At 69.5% G+C, this 18394-nt stretch carries 18 protein-coding genes; 6 read left to right on the forward strand and 12 right to left on the reverse strand.

Going from position 1 to position 18394, the window contains the following annotated elements:
• Positions 1 to 80: 80 nt before the first annotated feature.
• Entirely contained in the window at positions 81 to 857 is a 777-nt protein-coding gene (locus tag AB0B82_RS05565; RefSeq protein ID WP_360162890.1) for an SDR family oxidoreductase, read from the forward strand.
• A gap of 78 nt (positions 858 to 935) precedes the next feature.
• Complete coding sequence (locus tag AB0B82_RS05570; RefSeq protein WP_360162893.1) at positions 936 to 1514, forward strand: isochorismatase family protein; 579 nt, start codon at positions 936 to 938, stop codon at positions 1512 to 1514.
• 10 nt (positions 1515 to 1524) lie between these two features.
• Here the strand turns inward: AB0B82_RS05570 and AB0B82_RS05575 are convergent, their stop codons facing one another.
• The 4 genes from AB0B82_RS05575 to AB0B82_RS05590 all read right to left on the reverse strand — a co-directional run bounded on the left by AB0B82_RS05575 (position 1525) and on the right by AB0B82_RS05590 (position 5550).
• Positions 1525 to 3060, reverse strand: a complete 1536-nt coding sequence (locus AB0B82_RS05575; RefSeq protein WP_360162896.1) for an AbgT family transporter — start codon at positions 3058 to 3060, stop codon at positions 1525 to 1527.
• Positions 3057 to 3992 carry a poly(3-hydroxybutyrate) depolymerase gene (locus tag AB0B82_RS05580; protein ID WP_360162899.1) on the reverse strand — a complete coding sequence of 312 codons (936 nt, stop codon included), beginning with the start codon at positions 3990 to 3992 and terminating at the stop codon, positions 3057 to 3059. Before AB0B82_RS05580 ends, AB0B82_RS05575 begins: the two co-directional genes overlap by 4 nt.
• Before the next feature lie 86 nt (positions 3993 to 4078).
• On the reverse strand, positions 4079 to 4807 hold the full coding sequence (locus AB0B82_RS05585; protein ID WP_360162902.1) for a creatininase family protein: 729 nt from the start codon (positions 4805 to 4807) through the stop codon (positions 4079 to 4081).
• Between the two features lie 53 nt (positions 4808 to 4860).
• On the reverse strand, positions 4861 to 5550 hold the full coding sequence (locus AB0B82_RS05590) for a FadR/GntR family transcriptional regulator (RefSeq protein WP_360162905.1): 690 nt from the start codon (positions 5548 to 5550) through the stop codon (positions 4861 to 4863).
• 96 nt (positions 5551 to 5646) lie between these two features.
• On the opposite strand from AB0B82_RS05590, the gene AB0B82_RS05595 reads away from it, so the two are divergent.
• Positions 5647 to 6621 (forward strand): hypothetical protein, encoded by a 975-nt coding sequence (locus tag AB0B82_RS05595; RefSeq protein WP_360162908.1) that lies wholly within the window; start codon positions 5647 to 5649, stop codon positions 6619 to 6621.
• Between the two features lie 30 nt (positions 6622 to 6651).
• Here the strand turns inward: AB0B82_RS05595 and AB0B82_RS05600 are convergent, their stop codons facing one another.
• A complete protein-coding gene (locus AB0B82_RS05600) occupies positions 6652 to 8514 on the reverse strand; it encodes a 5'-nucleotidase C-terminal domain-containing protein (RefSeq protein WP_360162911.1) in 1863 nt (620 codons plus the stop codon).
• Between the two features lie 123 nt (positions 8515 to 8637).
• Here AB0B82_RS05600 and AB0B82_RS05605 point away from each other — a divergent pair, with 123 nt between their 5' ends.
• Positions 8638 to 9465, forward strand: a complete 828-nt coding sequence (locus AB0B82_RS05605; RefSeq protein WP_360162914.1) for a polysaccharide deacetylase family protein — start codon at positions 8638 to 8640, stop codon at positions 9463 to 9465.
• Here the strand turns inward: AB0B82_RS05605 and AB0B82_RS05610 are convergent.
• From AB0B82_RS05610 to AB0B82_RS05620, 3 genes are read right to left on the reverse strand one after another with little or no spacing between them, the layout of a single operon-like run.
• Positions 9440 to 9997: a hypothetical protein gene (locus AB0B82_RS05610; protein ID WP_360162917.1), complete on the reverse strand. Its 558-nt coding sequence runs from the start codon at positions 9995 to 9997 to the stop codon at positions 9440 to 9442. The genes AB0B82_RS05605 and AB0B82_RS05610 overlap by 26 nt on opposite strands.
• Positions 9998 to 10022: 25 nt before the next feature.
• Positions 10023 to 10715: a hypothetical protein gene (locus AB0B82_RS05615; protein WP_360162920.1), complete on the reverse strand. Its 693-nt coding sequence runs from the start codon at positions 10713 to 10715 to the stop codon at positions 10023 to 10025.
• Positions 10716 to 10761: 46 nt separating this feature from the next.
• Positions 10762 to 11955, reverse strand: a complete 1194-nt coding sequence (locus AB0B82_RS05620; RefSeq protein ID WP_360162923.1) for a homogentisate 1,2-dioxygenase domain-containing protein — start codon at positions 11953 to 11955, stop codon at positions 10762 to 10764.
• A 94-nt stretch (positions 11956 to 12049) separates the two neighbouring features.
• Between AB0B82_RS05620 and AB0B82_RS05625 the strand changes: the two genes are divergently transcribed.
• Both AB0B82_RS05625 and fahA read left to right on the forward strand, forming a co-directional pair.
• Positions 12050 to 12910, forward strand: a complete 861-nt coding sequence (locus tag AB0B82_RS05625) for a hypothetical protein (protein WP_360162926.1) — start codon at positions 12050 to 12052, stop codon at positions 12908 to 12910.
• A complete protein-coding gene (gene fahA / locus AB0B82_RS05630; RefSeq protein WP_360162929.1) occupies positions 12907 to 14112 on the forward strand; it encodes a fumarylacetoacetase in 1206 nt (401 codons plus the stop codon). The genes AB0B82_RS05625 and fahA overlap by 4 nt, the downstream gene beginning before the upstream one ends.
• Positions 14113 to 14252: 140 nt before the next feature.
• On the opposite strand, the gene AB0B82_RS05635 is transcribed toward fahA, so the two are convergent.
• The 4 genes from AB0B82_RS05635 to AB0B82_RS05650 form a co-directional block, all read right to left on the reverse strand.
• On the reverse strand, positions 14253 to 15497 hold the full coding sequence (locus AB0B82_RS05635; RefSeq protein WP_360162931.1) for a HAMP domain-containing sensor histidine kinase: 1245 nt from the start codon (positions 15495 to 15497) through the stop codon (positions 14253 to 14255).
• Between the two features lie 3 nt (positions 15498 to 15500).
• Positions 15501 to 16166 carry a two-component system response regulator CseB gene (gene cseB, locus AB0B82_RS05640; protein ID WP_360162934.1) on the reverse strand — a complete coding sequence of 222 codons (666 nt, stop codon included), beginning with the start codon at positions 16164 to 16166 and terminating at the stop codon, positions 15501 to 15503.
• A 48-nt stretch (positions 16167 to 16214) separates the two neighbouring features.
• Positions 16215 to 16811 carry a hypothetical protein gene (locus AB0B82_RS05645; protein WP_360162937.1) on the reverse strand — a complete coding sequence of 199 codons (597 nt, stop codon included), beginning with the start codon at positions 16809 to 16811 and terminating at the stop codon, positions 16215 to 16217.
• A 162-nt stretch (positions 16812 to 16973) separates the two neighbouring features.
• Positions 16974 to 18350: an FAD-linked oxidase C-terminal domain-containing protein gene (locus AB0B82_RS05650; RefSeq protein ID WP_360162940.1), complete on the reverse strand. Its 1377-nt coding sequence runs from the start codon at positions 18348 to 18350 to the stop codon at positions 16974 to 16976.
• Positions 18351 to 18394 lie beyond the last annotated feature (44 nt).

Genomic DNA, 18394 nt, shown 5'->3' on the forward strand with positions numbered 1-18394 from the left:
CCCGGGCAGGGGTTGCGACAAGTTTATTAGTTGGCTAACTTTTCTTCTTAGCCGACTAAGCATAACTGGAAGGACGAATCATGGACCTCGGGTTCAAGGACTTGGCGGTACTGGTGACCGGCGGTTCGTCGGGGATCGGCCGGGCCACCGCGATCGCCTACGGACGCGAAGGCGCCCGCGTCGCGATCACCTACAACTCGCGCAAGGACGCCGCCGAAGCCGTTGCGGAGGAGATCGAGACGGCGGGCGGTACGGCGTACCTCGCGCAGCTGAATCTCAGCGCGCCGGACACGATCGCGACCGCGGTGACCTCGGTCGTGGAGCACTGGGGCGGACTGGACGCCGTGGTCGCGAACGCGGTCGACTGGGGCCCGATCGACGGCCGGACGGCCCGGATCGAAGACGCCGATCCGGCGTGGTGGACGTCGATCGTGCGGGCGAACCTCGAGGGCAACATGTACCTCGCACAGCACGTGGCGCCGGCGCTGCGGCGGTCCGCGCACGGGCGGCTGGTGCTGGTCTCGACCGACGTCGCGGTGCGCGGGATTCCCGGCGGCGCCTGGGCGTACGGCGCGGCGAAGGCCGGACTGCACGGTCTGGCCGCGAACCTGCAGCACGATCTGGGCGCGGACGGCGTACTGGTGAACGTCGTCGTCCCCGGCATCACGCTGGAGCACGGCGCGCACCGGATCATCCCGCAGGACGCCCTGGCGCAGATCACGGCCGGGTTCACCGCGCGGCACCTGCCGGATGTGTCCGAGCTCGCCGACGCGATCCTGTACCTGACCTCGCCGCGGACCAAGTCCGTCCAGGGTGAGCTGCTGCACGTCACCGGCGGCCAGTTGATGCCCAGTTGACGGGCGGTTGATACGCCGCTCGACGCGTCGACGCTTGTACCGTGGGCTCAGGGAGCACCCCGTCGAAGGAGCGTCGCGATGACCAGGGCACTGATCGTGGTGGATGTGCAGAACGACTTCTGCGAGGGCGGAAGCCTGGCCGTGGCAGGTGGCGCCGACGTCGCCTTCCGGATCGGTGAACTGCTGCACAAGTGGCACGACGCGGAGCCGCGCGACCGGATGTACGACTACGTGGTCGCCACCCGGGACCACCACATCGACCCGGGCGACCACTTCTCCCGCGAGCCCGACTTCGTCAACTCGTGGCCACCGCACTGCGTGGCCGGCACCGACGGCGTCGGCTTCCACCCGAACCTCGACCCGCAGCCGTTCGACGCGATCTTCGACAAGGGCGAGTACGCCGCGGCGTACTCCGGCTTCGAAGGCAAGTCTCACGAGGGCGGCCAGGCGCTCGCCGACTGGCTCCGCGACAAGGGCGTCACCGACGTGGAGGTCTGCGGTATCGCGACCGACTACTGCGTCCGGGCCACGGCGCTGGACGCCCGCACGGAAGGCTTCGCCACCACCGTCCTCACCACGCTCACCGCCGGTGTCGCCGAGACCAGCACCCAGCAGGCTCTCAATGACCTCCGCAACGCCGGCGTAACCCTCGCCTGACACTGAGCCCTCACCGGACCGGCGCACCTGGGCCGAGTGGGATGCCGAGGGCCCACCAGGCCAGGAAGAGCAGCGTCCAGGCGATCGTCATCGAGACGGCGAGCGGGACCGTGTACGACGCGAGCGTGCCGACACCGGCGTCCTTGCGGTACCGCTGCAGGAAGCCGAGTGCCATCACGAAGTAAGGGCTCATCGGGGTGATCGCGGTCGACCCCGAGTCGGCGATCCGGAACAGCGCCTGCGTCGTCTCGGCGGGGACGTTCAGCAGCAGCATCATCGGCACCAGGATCGGCGCGGTCAGCGACCACATCGCCGACCCGCTCGTCACCAGTACGTTGATCAGCGTCAGCAGCGTCAGGATGCCGAGGAAGATCACCACCTTCGGCGCGCCGAGATCACCCAGCACCCGCGCCGACTCCGCCGACAGCAGATCGCCGATGTTGCTCCAGTCGAAGTACGCCAGGAACTGGGCGATCGCGAAGAACAGCACCAGCACCGGCGCCATCTGCTTGATCCCCTCGGCCATCAGCTTCGGCACGTCGGCCGCGCGCTCGATCGCCCGGACCGTGACGCCGTACGTGATGCCGACGAGGCCGAAGAGCACCGCGACGACCATCGCGATCCCGTCCAGGAACGGCGAGTCGACGATGCTGCCGTCCTTGCCCCGCAGGGGCGATTCGTGCGGGAGCAGGACGGCGACGATCGCCGCGGCCACGACCAGGAACACCAGGCCGGCCCGCCGCAGACCCTTGCGCTCGGCAACGGATACGGCCAGCCGATCGGCTTCGTCACCGGGCGCGTCCGGGTCGGCGTCGAGGTCGGGCCGCTTGCTCAGCACCAACCGGGTGACCAGCGTGATCACCAGCGCGAGCAGGATCGAGGACGCGATGTTGAAGAACCAGTTCGACAGCACCGAGACGTGCGCGTCCGGGTCGATCGTCCGGGCAGCGGCCGTGGTGATCCCGGCGAAGATCGCGTCGTTCGGTGTCGGGATCGGGCTGGCGTCGTACCCGGACGCGATCGCGGTGTAGGCGACCACGATGCCGAGGATCGGCGACCGGCCGACCGCGCGGAACGCGAGCCCGCCGAGCGGCACCAGGATGATGTACGCCGCCGCCGACGCGACATGCGCCATCGTACCGGCGAACGCGACCGCGAACACCACCATCGACTGCGGTACCCGCGACACGCTCACCCGCATCAGCGCCTGCAGGAACCCGGTCCGCTCGGCCAGCGCGACGCCCATGATCACGACCACGATCGTCGCCATCGGCGGGAACTCGGCGAAGTTCGAGATCGCCGTCGACACCGCCAGCTGCAGGCCGTCGCCGGACAGCAGGTTCTGCACGGCGACCTCCTTGCCGTCCTTCGGTGAGACCACCGAGACGTCGAGCGCGGACAGGATCGCGCTCACCACGGCGAGGATCGCGGACAGGATCCAGAACAGCCAGAACGGGTGCGGCAGCGCGTTCCCGATCCGTTCGATCACCGCCATCGCGCGGACGATCCGCGGCAGCTCCCGGGTGTCCGTACTCGCCGTACTCATAACGTGTGCGCCTTGAAGAACGCGCCGATCAGCTCGTCCGCCTCGAACGTCTGCGTCACGTAGCCCGGCCCGGACGTCGAGTCCGAACCCGGCCAGCTGTGCCCGCCGTCGGTCACCGCGACGTGCACGACGTCGGCCTTGCAGCCCTTGTACGTGAAGGTGAGGACATCGGATCCGACCTGACTCGTCTTCGGGTCCTGCTTGCAGTGGTTGCGCACGGACCAGTCACGGACCCAGGTCTGGACGTCGGGCAGGTCGCGCTGGCCGTCACCGCCGTACGGGATCGTGGTGTCGCCGGTGCCGTGGATGTCGAGCACCGGCACCGGACGGCTCGGCGCACACCGGCCGCGGTCGAGGTAGAACGCGCCTGCGACCGGGGCGATCGCGGCGATCCGATCGGCGAGCCGACACGCGAGGATCGCGGTGAAGCCGGCGCCGTTCGACTTGCCGGTCGCGTAGACGGCCCTGGTGTCGATGCAGTACGACGACTCGAGCTGGTCGAGCAGGTCCGCGGTGAACGTGACGTCGTCGACGCCGTCCGCGGAGTACGGCGCACCCTGCCAGGCCTGCTTGTTCTCGTCGCCGATCACACCGTTGGGGTAGGCAACGATCGCGTCGAGCTTCGACAGGTCGGAGAACGCCTCGGTCTGCGCACCGGTCTTGCCGCGGCCGTGGTACACGAGAATCAGCGACTTCGCCTTCGACGGCTGGTAGCTGTCCGGAACGTGCAGGCGGTAGGTCCGGGCCAGGCCGCCGCTGCTCACGGTGTAGTCGCCGCTCGGTGCGGCCGGTTGACCGCAGCCGGCGCTGGGCGCACCGGCCGCGGTTGCCGTCGGCAACGTGGTGGCGGCGGTCACCAGAGCCGCCGACGCCAGCAGTGCGCCGATGCGTCGCGCCGTACGCCGGCGGGACGTTGTGGGGCGTGGATTCATCAGGGGTGCCTCCTCGGGGCAGGCGGCCTGTGGGCAGGCTCGCGCCTGGACCTCCCTGAGCCGAAGGTCCAGTGTCGTGCGGGGAATCAGGCGGTGAGCAGCTCGTCGGCGAAGGCGGCGATCCGGTCGGCGGCGGACTCCACCAGGAGCCTGCCGTCCGCGGCGGTGGCGCGCCGGGGATCACCCAGCACACCCCGCTTGTGATACGCGTCGAACCCGACGGACAGTCGCGGTCCGGACGACTGCCGCGAGAGTCGGGCCGGGGTGGTCAACTCGTCCGGTGTGGTGGCACCGGGCTCCAGGCGATCGGCCTGGACCAGGTCCGGTGCCAGATACAGCATCTGCGCGGTCTCCGCCTCACCGGCGTGACCGTGGACCGCGCTGACGTCGGTGATGAGATCGGCGACCACGGAGGTCACCGGCGTCCAGGCGAAGGTGACGTCGCTGCGGACGTACTCCTGCGCGAGCACCGACAGCGCGGCGTTGTTGCCGCCGTGCCCGGTGATCACCAGGAACTGCCGCCAGCCGTGGTCGGACAGGCTCGCGACGAGATCGCGCAGCACCTGCATGAAGGTTGCCGGCGACAACGTCATCGTGCCGGCGAAGGCCATGTGGTGCGGTGAGACGCCGTACGGCACGGGCGGCGCGACGACTGCCCGACCGGCCAAGCGTTCGGCGACCCGGTCCGCGACACCGACCGCGCGGACGGTGTCGGTGGACATCGCCATCCCGCCGCCGTGCTGCTCCTGAGCTCCCACCGGGATGATCACCAACGGTGCGGTCCGGACTGCACCGTGTGCCTCGTCGGTCGTCATCTCGGCCAGCCGCCTTTTCGCCGCATACCGATCGTTTGTCTGCGGTGCGGCGGTCATGAGAACTCCGGGGCGGACTGGACGGTGCGGCGGATGTTGTCCAGGTGCTCGCGGGTCAGTTGCTCCGCGCGTACGGCGTCCTGCGCGCGGACCGCTTCGAGGATCGCCTGGTGTTCCTTGTGGTCGCGCTCGCGGTTGTCGTACAGCGCGCGGATCTGCTGCTGCTCGCGGACCCGGACCTTGAGCAGTGAGGCCAGAACCTCTTGCAGCAGCGGGTTTCCGGACGCTGCGGCGAGCTCGATGTGGAAGTTCAGCGCGAACGCCGGACCGCCGGGCGGGACCAGCGCGTTGGTGACCGCTGCTTCCAGCCGCTCGAGGTTCTCCGGTCGCCGCGCGGTCGCGGACTCCGCCGCGACCGCCGGTTCGATCACCAGCCGGGCGCTGATCAGCTGCAGCACCGAGTCCTTGGTGATCGGCGGCCGGTGCGGATTCGCGAGTACGACGTTGTTGATCGTCGGGCCGACGTACGTGCCCGACCCGTGCCGGAACTCCACCGCGCCGGTGGCCTCGAGCTTCCGCAGCGCCTCGCGCACCGTCGGCGTGGTGATCGAGAACCGCTTCGCCAGCTCGCGTGCCGAGGGAATCGCGTCACCGGGCCGCAACCCGCCCTCCCGGATGATCCCGAGGATCGACTCGGTCAACCGGTCGGAAAGGCTGGGCGGTACCTCGGCAGCTGAGTAACTCACAAACTGACTAAATCACTTAGCCATTCGTCGGGTCAAGACCTCGGTCGAGTAGTTCTGCTCAGGCGAAGTGACCGTCCGTCGCTCTACGGTCGTCGGGTGAACGAACGCACTGGGGGCAAGTCGATGGTCGCCGTCGCCGGGGCGGCACTGGGGATCGGTCTGGGCGTGGCCCTGGTCGTCGGCGTGATCGTGACGAGCGTCCAGTCGTCGTCCTGCATTCCGGACGAGGAGTGCTTCGCGGCCCTCGCTGGGATTGCTTGGGGCACCCTTGCGGGCGGTGCCGCGACGGCCCTCACGTTCCTCGTACTCGCGATCCGCTGGGACGCCGGTACGTACTTCGGCGTCGGCGTCGGGATCGGCGTCTTGGCGCTGCTCGGCGCGGGGTACTTGGCGCTCACCGGGCGCGGACAGCCGTTCCTGCTGCTGGCCGCGGTCGCGTTCGCCGGCGGCGCGCTCCTCCAGCGTTGCTACCGGCGGTCTCCCGACGGCGGCCCCGCGCGCTGGACCCGTCCGTCGACGGTCGCGGTCGTGATCACGGCGGGCGTCGTCGTCCTCGGCGCGCTGCCGACCGTGGTCAAGCTCGCCGAGGTGTGGACCGAACAGCGCCGCCTGGAAGCCGTCGTCGCCCGCCCGCTGCAGGCCGACTGGGACGACGGCACCTGGCCGTACACCGTGATCGAGTGGGACTCCGGGTTCGAGTACTCCGTCCTGGAACCGTGGTCCGACGGAAGCCGGATCGCTCGCGTCACCGTCTCGGTCCACCAGGCCGCCCCAGGCGATGCCCCCTGCGCCGGCTTCGCCGACCGCGTGGAGGGTCCGGTCACGGTCACCAACTGCACCGAGATCCAGCCCCGCGTCTGGGAAGGACGCGGTGCCCACGGGGAAGCCCGCTACTTCGTCCACGCTGCAGACGGCCAACGGGCCTACGTCCGCACCGGCACCTACGGCCCCGAGGTGCAGCCGGCATACAACCAACGCGCCGCCGAAGTCGCCAAGTCCCTCCGCCCCCGCTCCGCGTTCCCCTTGGCCGCCGCATCGATCGAATGCGGCTTCTGCGAGTGGCTGGGATGACGGCCGCCTCGCAGAAGCCGGTGCCGTCGATCAGGGGGTGACGGTGATGGGGGAACCGTTCGAGGTCAGGGACCAGTCAGTGGTGTGGAAGGTGGCAGGGTCCACCGTTCCGGTTTCGGTCACGTAGTCGATCATCAGCTGGCGGATCTCCTCCTGACGGTTGTACACGACCGGCGCCGTGGAGACGTGCGGGAAGTTGCCGCCGCCGGACTGGCGGTAGTTGTTCACCGCAACCACGAACTGCTGGTCGGCTGCCACCGCCGTACCGTCGTACGCCAGGTCGGTGATTCGCGCGCCGACCGGCTTGGCGATGTCGATGGTGTACGTGAGCGGCTTCGTCAGCCCGCCGACGATGTCGTAGTTGTAGTCCGGCGTACCGTTCGGCGCGGTCGGCGTCGGCGCGTTGGTGATCTGGTCGGACGGGAACGGTCCGGTGCCGGTGACCTGCTTGAAGTACTGCGCGGAGAACTCCAGGTACTCCTTGAGCTGCGCACCGGTCATCGTCACCCCGAGCAGCGTGTTGTCGAAGATGTACAGCCCCGCGACGTCCCGCACCGACACGTCACCGGCCGGAATGGCCGCGCCCCGGTTGAACGGCGCCGCGATCGCGAGCACCGGCAGCGACTCCTCCGGCGTACCGGCCATGCCCTTCGAGACCGCGTCGGCCTGGACGAAGTTCACGAAGTCGAGCGCGGCGGTGTCCTCCCACGGCGCGGTCGCCGCGGACATCGCCTCGGTGCAGGTGCCGATCTTCGAGTTCACGTACTCGACGACCTTGTCGTGGTCCTTCTGCAGCAGCGCGACCACGGCCGGGTCGGCGTCGACGGTGTTGGCGTTCAGGACCTGGCTGTGCCGGCCGACGACCTTCCACTGCCCGCGGACCTTCTGCAGGTCGAGGTCGAACATTGACAGCCGCATACCCCACTTGAGCGGCTCGCTCAGCACCACCTGCTCGCCCGTGGTCTTGTTGGTGACGAGCCGCTCGGGGACCTCGAGGTGCGCGTGCCCGACGAGCACCGCGTCGATCCCCGGTACGGTCTCGGCCATCAGCGCCGACGTGTTCTCCGGGTACGGCAGCGCATCGCCGTACGACGAGGACAGGTCCATACCGGAGTGCACCGACACGATCACGACGTCCGCGCCGGCCTTGCGGACCCGCGGCACCCAGACCTTCGCGAGCTCGACGATGCCGCCGAACTTCACCTTGTTCTCGACGTTCGCCTTGTCCCAGATCGCGATGCCGGGGTTGGTCAGGCCGAGGATGCCGACCGTGATCGGCTTCGCGCCCGGCACGTGCACGCGCTTGAGCGTGTACGGCGGGAACACCGGCATCCCGGTCGTCCAGTCCTGGGCGTTCGCGCCGAGCAGCGGGAACCGCAGCTGCCGCTGGAACTTGCGGAGGATGTCGAGGCCGTAGTTGAACTCGTGGTTGCCGAGCGCCGCGGCGTCGTACCCGATCCGGTTCATCGCGGCGGCCATCGGGTGGACGTGCCCGCCGGTGATCGGCTCGATCTTCGCGAAGTAGTACGCCAGCGGGGTGCCCTGGATGGTGTCGCCGGCGTCCAGCAGCAGTGGACGCGGCCCGCGCCGGTCCGCCGCGGCGCGCTCGCGAACGGCGTCGACCAGCGTGGAGATCTTGGCCAGGCCGATGTCGTTGTGCGCGCTGTCGTCGTACTCGGCGTTCTTGAAGTAGTCCCAGTTGAAGACGTTGCCGTGCAGGTCGGTGGTGCCCAGCACGGTCAGCCGCACCGTCTTGCCGGGGCGCTGACCACCCGTGCCGCCTTGTCCACCGGCGTACGCCGGAACCGCCTGGAAGCCGGCCGCGGCCAGCGCCGCCGCCCCGCCGATCACCGCGCGTCGTGTCATCGTGGTCCGCTCACCGCTGTCCGTCATCGCCCCGCCTCACTGGTCGAATCTGTCTCGTACGCCGGGATCTCCGGCCGAGACCACACGATACGACCGACACACCCCCACCCAGCCAACCGTTGCCCCCACCGACACGAGAAGATCCTTCGCATGGCCAACTCGCCCGGCAGGCTGCTGCCGTTGGTCGCCGCCCTGTTCTGCGGTGCCGTCCTCGCTCAAGCCGCCACGCCCTCCGACCACACCGTCACGTCCGCCGCCCCTTCCGCCGGTACGTCGCCACACCCGAAGTCGGGCGGGTTGCCAATCACCGCCAAACGCGGTGAACCGTCGTCGTCGAAGCACCCTGCTCCCACGCCGACCGCCCATCCACCGGCCACGAAGCCGCCGGCGTCGTCGACCCGAGCGTCCCGGGCACAGCCCGACGACTGGAACCTTGCAGGTCACGGCAAGGTCCTGTACCTGACCTTCGACGACGGCCCGCAGCACGAGTGGACGCCGAAAGTCCTGCAGGTACTGCGCAAACACAACGCGCGGGCGACCTTCTTCGTGCTCGGGATCCAGGTCGCGCAGTACCCGGAACTCGTCACCGCCGAGCGCGCCGCCGGACACACCGTGGGCAACCACACCTACGACCACAAGACGCTGACCGGCCTGCCGGACGCGAAGATCCGCCAGGAGATCGCCGGCGGGATCACGTCGAAGTGCCTGCGGCCACCGACCGGTGCGACCAACGCGAAGGTCGCTGCCGCCGCGGCGGCGTACCACCAGCGCGAGGTGCTGTGGGACGTCGACACCAAGGACTGGGAGAAGCCAGGCGCCGCACACATCGAACACGCGATCCTCAAGGGCGCCCGCCCCGGCGCGATCATCCTGATGCACGACGGCGGCGGCAACCGCGCCCAAACCGTCGCCGCCCTCGACCGAGCCCTCACCAAACTCACCAAGCTCGGCTTTACCTACCGTGCCCTCCCCTGCTGACGGCGGCGGTGCCGTTCGAGAAGTAGTGCAGCGCCTGATCGATGGCTTCGACCGGCTGGTCGAGGGCCGCGACGCTGTAGAGCCCGGCCCGCCCGCTGACGCTGGTGACCCCGGGCTGTACGGCGATCTGCAGCAGTGACTGCCCGAGCTTCCGCTTCCGCCGGAAGCCGCGTACGGCCGGCCAGGGCAGCACGACCGGGGCCGAAGCGCCTTCCACTCCGAGTTCGAGCGCGGCGCGCGTCATCCGCAGGGCGTACGGCGGCAGGTCCGTGCCGGCGGCCCACCGCTGCAGCTTCGCCCGCTGGACGATGACGACGAGCGCACTGCCGAGGAGCAGCAACATCGCCGCGAAGAGCAGCCCGCCCACCACCCAGCCGCCGTCGCTGCGGAGGAGCAGCACGAGCGCGAGCCCCAGGCCGACCAGCGAGAGCACGAAATTGAATCCGCTGCTGATCACCTGGAGCCGCCGGGTCCGGGTCCGGCGGCGCAGGATCTCGTCGTGTTTCAGGCCCACCACGAAGCTCTCGTCCATCCCCCGAGCCTGGCAGGCCGGCGGGTCAGCGCTGGATGGCGGCGGTTCCGTTCGAGAAGTGCTTCAGGGCTTCGTCGATGACATGGACGGGCTGGTCGAGGGCCTTGACCAGGAACATTCCGGTTGGCCGAAGCAACGGGTTCGGTTTGACGACACTCCGCACCGACGGCTGATCCAGACCGCGAACGCCGGCCGTCGTCGCGGACACGCCGCGGACCAGCGCCAGGTCGAGCATGTACTGGCCGAGCAGCTTGTGCTGCGTGAAACCGCGGACCGTGCCCCACGGCAGCACCACCGGGTACGCCGCTCCGTCGCAGGCGAGCTCGAGTCCCTTGGCGGAGATCCGCATCGCGACCGGCGGCAGCTCGTTGGCGTCGTACCACTCGGCACGCTCGGCCTGCAGGCGGTACACCATCACCGTGCTGAGGACGAGCGGGACCATGGCAGCGACCAGCAGCAACGCGAACGGCCACAGCCCGGATCCGCGGAACGCGACCAGCGCGTAGACCGCGGCCGCGATACCGACCACGCCGAGCACGAACGTGATCCACGCGCCGCGGCGCTCGACCGTCCGCACCACCTCGCGCCGCCGCAGTACCGCCTCCCGGTCGATACCGACCAGGAACGGCTTGCCCAGCTCAGGTGGTGCCTGCTGCACCAGCACCTCCGGAGTGTCCTGTGAAATGACCTGCGATCCCGCGTCCCCGTCCTCACTCACGGGAGAAGAATCCCACACCGGGTGTGCACCCGCCTCCCGAAGCCGGTCACTCCTTGCGGCGGCCCGCCCAGGTCCAGGCGTAGACACCGTCGTCGACGGCGCGACCGGCCTCGCCGAGCTCGAGCGGGCGGAAGGTGTCGACCATCACCGCGAGCTCCTCGAACCGCTCGGCCCCGAGCGAGGCCTCGATCGCCGACGGCTGCGGCCCGTGCGCGTACCCGCCGGGGTGCAGCGAGATCGACCCGAGCCCGATCCCGGAGCCCTTCCGTGCCTCGTAGTCGCCGCCGCAGTAGAACATCACCTCGTCGGAGTCGACGTTCGAGTGGTAGTACGGCACCGGGATCGAGAGCGGGTGGTAGTCGACCTTCCGCGGCACGAAGTTGCAGACCACAAAGTTGTACCCCTCGAAGACCTGGTGCACGGGCGGCGGCTGGTGCACGCGCCCGGTGATCGGCTCGAAGTCGCTGACGTTGAACGTGTACGGATACAGGCAGCCGTCCCACCCGACCACGTCGAACGGATGTGTGGCGTACGTCATCCGCGAGCCGACGATCCCGCCCGGACCGTTGCCGCGGTGCTTCACCAGCACCTCGACGTCGGTGCCCTCGACCACGAACGGCTCGGTCGCCGGGTGCAGGTCGCGCTCGCAGTACGGCGCGTGCTCGAGGAACTGCCCGTACCGCGACAGGTAACGCTTCGGCGGCGCGATGTGCGAGTTGGCCTCGATGCAGTACAGGTGGACGCCCTCGGGACCGGGCAGCCAGCGGTGCGTGGTCGCGCGCGGAATGATCACGTAGTCGCCCTGCACCGCGTTCAGCACGCCGAACACCGTTTCCACGGTCGCCGAGCCCTTCTCGACGTACACACACTCGTCGCCGATCGCGTTGCGGTAGTACGGCGAGGGCTGCTCGGCCACGACGTACGAGATCCGCACGTCGCCGTTGCCGAGCACGAGCCGGCGGTCCTCGACGGCGTTCGACTTCGCGGTGTCGGTGAACAGGTCGTGCAGCTTCAGGTGCCGCGGCGTCAGCGGATGGTTCGCGACCGTGGCCAGGTCAGGCAGGTCCCACACCTGGGAGTCGACGATCGCGGACGGGACGCCGGCGTGGTAGAGCAGCGACGAGTCCGACGAAAACCCCTCCTCGCCCATCAGCTCCTCGTAGTACAGCCCGCCGTCCGGTCTGCGGAACTGGGTGTGCCGCTTGGGCGGAACTTCGCCGACCTGCCGGTAGTACGCCATCGTCCTGCCCTGCCAATCCGATGCTGCCTGAGCGCCTATCCGATATGCGAACGCTTGCGTCCGCTTACCGAAAGCATCCGTTAGGCTCTACACCATGTCAACCATCCCTGCCCTGTTCCGGCACCTGGTCGACGACGCCTCGATGTTCCCGCCCGGCAATCTGCCGCTGACCGAGGCCGCCGCCGCGCACCGGGCACACCGCGTCGCGCCGTACGGCGACCTCGTCGGCCCGTTCGTCTGCACCGACGAGGACCTGATGAAGGTCGCGGCCGAGGCCGCGCGGACCGGTGCAGACCACGGCCCGCTCGCGGTCAGCGTCGTGATCAGCGGCGGCGCCGGCGGCATCGCGCCCGCAGTGCGGTACGGCGACCGCTCGGACGACATCGTGGTCACGGGGGTCGAGGTTCGGCTGCGTGACGAGGACGACCTGTCACGCAACGCACTGCGCGTGGTGCGGGCGTGTGACGACTGCCTCGACGACGAGACGGCGTACGTCGAGGTCGGCCTGGACGGCGGCTGGGAGCGTGCGCTCGACGTGGTCGCGGACGCCGGCTACGCCGCGAAGCTCCGGACCGGCGGTCTCGACGCGTCGCTGTTCCCGTCGGAGCGGCAGGTGGCCGATTTCATCACCGCCTGCCTGGATCGCGAGGTCGCCTTCAAGTGCACGGCCGGCCTGCACAACGCCGTACGGCACACGGCGTCCGACACCGGCTTCGAGCATCACGGGTTCCTGAACGTACTGCTCGCCACGCGGGCGTCGCTCGACGGCGCGTCCGCCGACGAGGTGGCGGCGGTTCTGAGCGAGCGGTCCGGCGAGACGCTGGCGGCGCGCGCCCGCGAACTGTCCGACGACCAGGCCGCGAGCACCCGCCGCTGGTTCACCTCGTTCGGCTCGTGCAGCATCGACGAACCCCACACCGACCTGACCACCCTGCGTCTGACGGAGGCGTCGTGAGCTGGATCAGTATTCCGGACGGGTCGCCGTTCGGGCCGGAGAATCTGCCGCTGGGCGTGTTCCGGTACGGCGAGGAGGAGCCGCGGGTCGGCGCCGCGATCGGAGACCAGATCATCGACCTCGCGCCGGTCGCTTCCGCGCAGATGCTGGACGGCGCCCAGCTGTTCACCCAGCCGACACTGAACGCGTTCCTCGCCGTCGGCCGGTCCGGGTGGCGCGCGACGCGCGAATGGCTGCTCGACCTGGTTGGTAACCCCGCGCAGCGCGACGCCGTCGAGCCGCACCTGATCCCGCAGTCGGCCGTGACCATGCAACTGCCGTTCGAGGTCGCGGACTACGTCGACTTCTACGCCTCGGAACACCACGCCACGAACCTCGGCCGCCTGTTCCGCCCGAACGCCGAGCCGCTGCTGCCGAACTGGAAACACCTCCCGGTCGGCTACCACGGCCGCGCCGGCACAGTCGTTGCCAGCGGCACCGACATCGTCCGGCCGTCAGGCCAGCGCAAGGCGCCGGACGCGCCGGCACCGACGTTCGGACCGTCGCAGCGGCTCGACATCGAGGTCGAGCTCGGGTACGTCGTCGGTACACCGTCTGCCCTCGGCCGACCGGTGTCCGTGGACGACTTCGCCGAGCACGTCTACGGCGTGGTCGTCGTCAACGACTGGTCCGCGCGCGACCTGCAGGCGTGGGAGTACGTCCCCCTCGGCCCGTTCCTCGGGAAGTCGTTCGCGACGTCGATCTCGCCGTGGGTGGTGTCACTCGACGCGCTGGCCACAGCCGCCGTACCGCTCGGGCCGCAGGATCCGCCGGTCCTTCCGTACCTCGCCGGGGAGAACCTGGAGAACTACGACATCACCTTCGAGGTGTTCCTCAACGGTCACCTCGTCAGCACCCCGCCGTACAAGCACCTGTACTGGTCGCCGGCGCAGATGCTCGCGCACATGACCGTCAACGGCGCCGGCGTCCGCACCGGTGACCTGTACGCGTCCGGCACCGTCAGCGGACCCGAAAAGGACCAGCGCGGCTCGTTCATCGAGCTGAGCTGGGGCGGCCGCGAGCCGCTGATCGTGGACGGCCGGGAGCGCACATTCCTCGAGGACGGCGACGAGGTCACGATCACTGCCTGGGCAACCGCAGCGGACGGCTCCCGGACAGGTTTGGGTGCGGTCAGCGGTCGGGTTTTGCCCGCACGCAGCTGAACTGGGTGTGCACGGTCGCGCCGCCGCCCAGAAGTCGGGGGCTTGCACCCTGAACGGGGGCCTTGCACAGGTTATTTCGTGTGCAAGGCCCCCATTACCTGTCCACTCCCCCGAGAAGTGGCCGACGCCAGGGATGGTGGTCAAGACTGCGCCTCAGGGCCGGCCGGGAGGATCAGCCGGGCGAGGGCGCCGCCGCCGGGAGCCTCGCCGAAGGTGAGTTCGGCGCCCAGGACCTTGGCGTGGCCGGCCGCGATGGTCAGGCCGAGGCCGTGGCCGACGCCACGCTCGGCCATCCCGGACCGGAACCGGCGCGGGCCCTCGGCGATCAGTTCCTCCGGGTAGCCGTTGCCATGGTCAACGACTTCCACCGTCCGGCCGCTGACCGTCACCTCGACCGGCGGTTTGCCGTGCCGCATGCCGTTGACGATCAGGTTGGCGAGGATGCGCTCGATCCGGCGCGAGTCGGTCGACACCGTCTGGTCCGGCCCGATCTGGTGTACGACGACACTGTCCGGAGCGAGCGCCTGCTGCATCCGCAACCGGGCGACCGCCGAGCCGACGAAGGCACCCAGACCGACCAGCTCGAGGTCCGCCTGCTCGACACCGGAGTCGAAGCGCGCGATCTCCAGCAGGTCCTCGACCAGGCGGCGCAACACCTTCGCCCGGTCGCGGACCAGCTCGCTGGGACGGCCCGGCGGCAGCAGTTCGGCGGCGGTGGTCAGCCCGGTCACCGGGGTCCGCAGGTCGTGCGCCACATCCGCGGTGAAGCGGCGCTCGGCCTCGAGCTGACCGCGCAACGAACTGGCCATCGTGTCCAGCGCGGTCGCCAGCGCCTGCACCTCGTCCTTGCCTTTGCCGATGGCCTCGGCCGCCGACGCGTCCAGGTCACCGGCCGCGATCCGCCGGGCCGTCCCCGCGACCGCGACGATCCGCTTCGACAGGCTGCCGGCCAGGATCACCGAGACCAGTGCGACCAGCGCGACCGTACCGATGCCGCCCAGGATCAGCGCCTGCTGCAGCGCCTTCATCGAGTCGTCGGTGCTCTCGTAGTCCTGCTCGATCGACAGCACCTTGCCGTCCTTGACCGCGACCGCCGCCCACATCTTCGCGTTCGGCGAGCCGGTCTTGAACGTGGCGCGCTTGCCCTGCAGTACGGCCTCCCGCAGCTGCGGCGGCAGGTCCGGATCGTCGACCTTCGCGCCGAACACCGGGACGTCGTTGGTGTCGTAGCTCTGCGCCGCGAGCTGGATCCGCTCGTCCGCGAAGCTGCGCGTGCGGTCCAGCCGGGCCGACTGGGCCTGGGTGTAGACCGCGACGCACAGCACCAGGATCGCGAGCGACGAAACCAGCAGGAAGATGAGACCGAGCTTCGCGCGCAGTCCCATCCGTTACGCCCGCAGCTTGTACCCGAAGCCGCGGACGGTTTCGATGCGGTCGGCACCGATTTTGGTCCGCAGCCGCTGCAGGTGGACGTCGACCAGCCGGCCGTCGCCGCCCCACTCGTAGTCCCAGACCCGCTGCAACAACGTCGAGCGGCTGAGCACCACACCGGGGTTGTTCGCGAACTCGATCAGCAGCTTCAGCTCGGTCGGCGTCAGCTGCACGGTCTGCCCGCCGCGGCGTACCTCGAGCGCCTCGCGGTCCAGCTCCAGGTCGCCGAACGACTCGACGCCGGAGCCGGCCGCCGGGGCCGGACGCTCCGGGTCGGAGACCGCGCGCCGCATCACCGCCCGCAGTCGCGCCACCAGCACCTGGGTGTCGAAGGGCTTGGTCACATAGTCGTCGGCGCCTGCTTCCAGGCCGAGGACGACGTCGAGCGCGTCACCGCGGGCGGAGACCATCACGATCGGGACCGTGCTGGACTCGCGGATCCGCCGGCACACCGAGATGCCGTCCAGCCCGGGCAGCATGATGTCCAGCATCACGACGTCGGGATGGATCTTCTCGAAGCGCTCGATCGCCTCCAGGCCGTCCTCGGCCGTGGTCACGTCGTAGCCGTGCCGCTCGAGGGTCAACTGGGTCGCCTCACGGATCACCGCGTCGTCCTCGACCATGAGAATGCGCGCTGCCGGTTCTTCCGGTACCACCGAACTTCAGTCTCCCTACTGGTCCGTCGAGCTCACCTTGATCATCTGCCGGCCGTTCCAACGGTAGACCTCGACCCGCCGGCCCGACGGGCAGCAGACCGGGTCGTCGATCGCGAAGATCTTGGACTCGACCACCAGGTCACCTTGCGGGCTGGCGTTCACGGTCGGTTGCTCGACGTCCAGGCTCCAGATCGGTCGCGGGCCCGAGGGCTCGACGGCGATCAGGAAGATACCGAAGACGAACTTCTCCAAGGTATGGATGAGGACGATCTGCTGGGGTGTACCGCTGTGCATTACATCAACGGTCTTACCCCTGCTGAGGCAACGCGAAATCACGGTGCAATTCGCGAGCACTGTCCGCGCGTAGTCGCTGAGGTGCTTGTCCGCGAGCAGTTGGGTCCGGACTTCGGCCAGGTCAACGGCCACTTGCGGGGTCCGCGCGACGCCCGGCGAGGGGCTGCCCTTGCCGACCGCAATCGTCGGTGACGGGGTCTCCGGCGGAGGCTCGGCGCCCTCGACCCGCAGGCCGCCGCCGTTCCCGCACGCGACAAGAGCCGCGGTCGCGACCACGGTGGCGACAGCGGGCAGCACGGTACGGCGCCACAAGCCCATGGGGCGCCTCCTACCCGGCATCAAGTCCCCCCGCGAATTCGTACACATCCTCATTTCCATGGTCCAGGCCGGACGTCACAGCCGACGGCCGTGGACGTCGAGTGGCCTCGGCAGTTCTATTGCGGTTGCGTCACAGTGTTGCGCGCAGTGGTCGCCGGGGCATCATTCGGCGACCACCTTCCCCGGATTCAACAGGTTCTTCGGGTCGAGCGCGGCCTTGATCGCCCGGTGCACGTCGATCGCGACCGGCCCGATCTCCTCGGCCAGCCAGGTGCGCTTCAGGACGCCGACCCCGTGCTCGCCGGTGATCGTGCCGCCGAGCTCCAGCCCGATCTCCATCACCCGGTCGAAGGCCTGCTGGGCCCGCTCGGCCTGCGCCGGGTCGGTCTGGTCGAACACGACCGTCGGATGCATGTTGCCGTCGCCGGCATGCCCGAGCACGCCGATGGTGATGTCCAGTTCCGCGGACAGCTCCTCGATCCGGCCGATGAACTCGGCCAGCCGCGAGCGCGGTACGGCGACGTCGTCGATCATCGTCGTACCGAGTTGCTCCAGGGCGATCAGCGCCGCCCGCCGGCCTTCGAGCAGCAGCTCGCCCTCGGCGTCGTCCTCGGCCTCGATGCACTCCAGTGCACCCTGATCACGGCAGAGCTTGGCGACCGCGGCGACATCCGCCGCGCCCGCGTCACCACCGGCGTCGGACTGCGCGATCAGCATCGCGCCCGCCTCGTCGGGCAGGTCCATCCGCTTGTACTTGTTCACCGCGCGGATCGTGGTCCGGTCCATGATCTCCAGCAGGCTGAGCGAGACGCCGCTGCGGATGATTTCCAGGATCGCGTTGCCGGCGTCGACGCCGGAGGCGAACAGCGCGGCCATCGTCCGCGGCTTCGCGGCCTGCGGACGGAGCGCCAGCGTGGCCTCGGTGATGATGCCGAGGGTTCCTTCGCTGCCGACGATCAGCTTGGTCAGGTCGTACCCGGCGACGCCCTTGACGGTCTTGCGCCCGGTGCGCAGGATCCGCCCATCGGCCAGCACGACCTCCAGGCCGAGCACGTAGTCGGTGGTCACGCCGTACTTCACGCAGCACAGACCGCCCGAGTTCGTGGACAGGTTGCCGCCGATCGAGCAGAACTCCCAGCTGGACGGGTCCGGCGGGTAGAACAGTCCGTGCTCGGCGACCGCGCGGGACAGCACCGCGTTGTACACGCCCGGTTGCGTGACGACGTACCGGTCGACCGGCTCGATGGCCAGAATCCGGTCCATCTTCTCCAGCGAGACGACCAGGCAGCCGTCCAGTGCGTTCGCCGCGCCGGACAGCCCGGACCGTGCGCCCTGCGGCACGATCGGGATGCCGGCCTCGTTCGCGATCCGCACCGCCGCCTGGACGTGCGCGGTCTCCCGGGCCAGCACCACCGCAAGCGGCATCCCGGCCGGGCAGAACATCGCCCGGTCGTACCGGTAACTCTCCATCCGGTCCGGATCGGTGACCAGCGCCTCGGGAGGCAGCACCTGACGCAGCTGCTCGACAACCTCACTCATATGGCGAGCCTAGTAACTACTTGGCGGTACTGCGCCCCCGGATC

Source organism: Kribbella sp. NPDC048915, assembly GCF_040649595.1.
Classification (GTDB): Bacteria; Actinomycetota; Actinomycetes; order Propionibacteriales; family Kribbellaceae; genus Kribbella.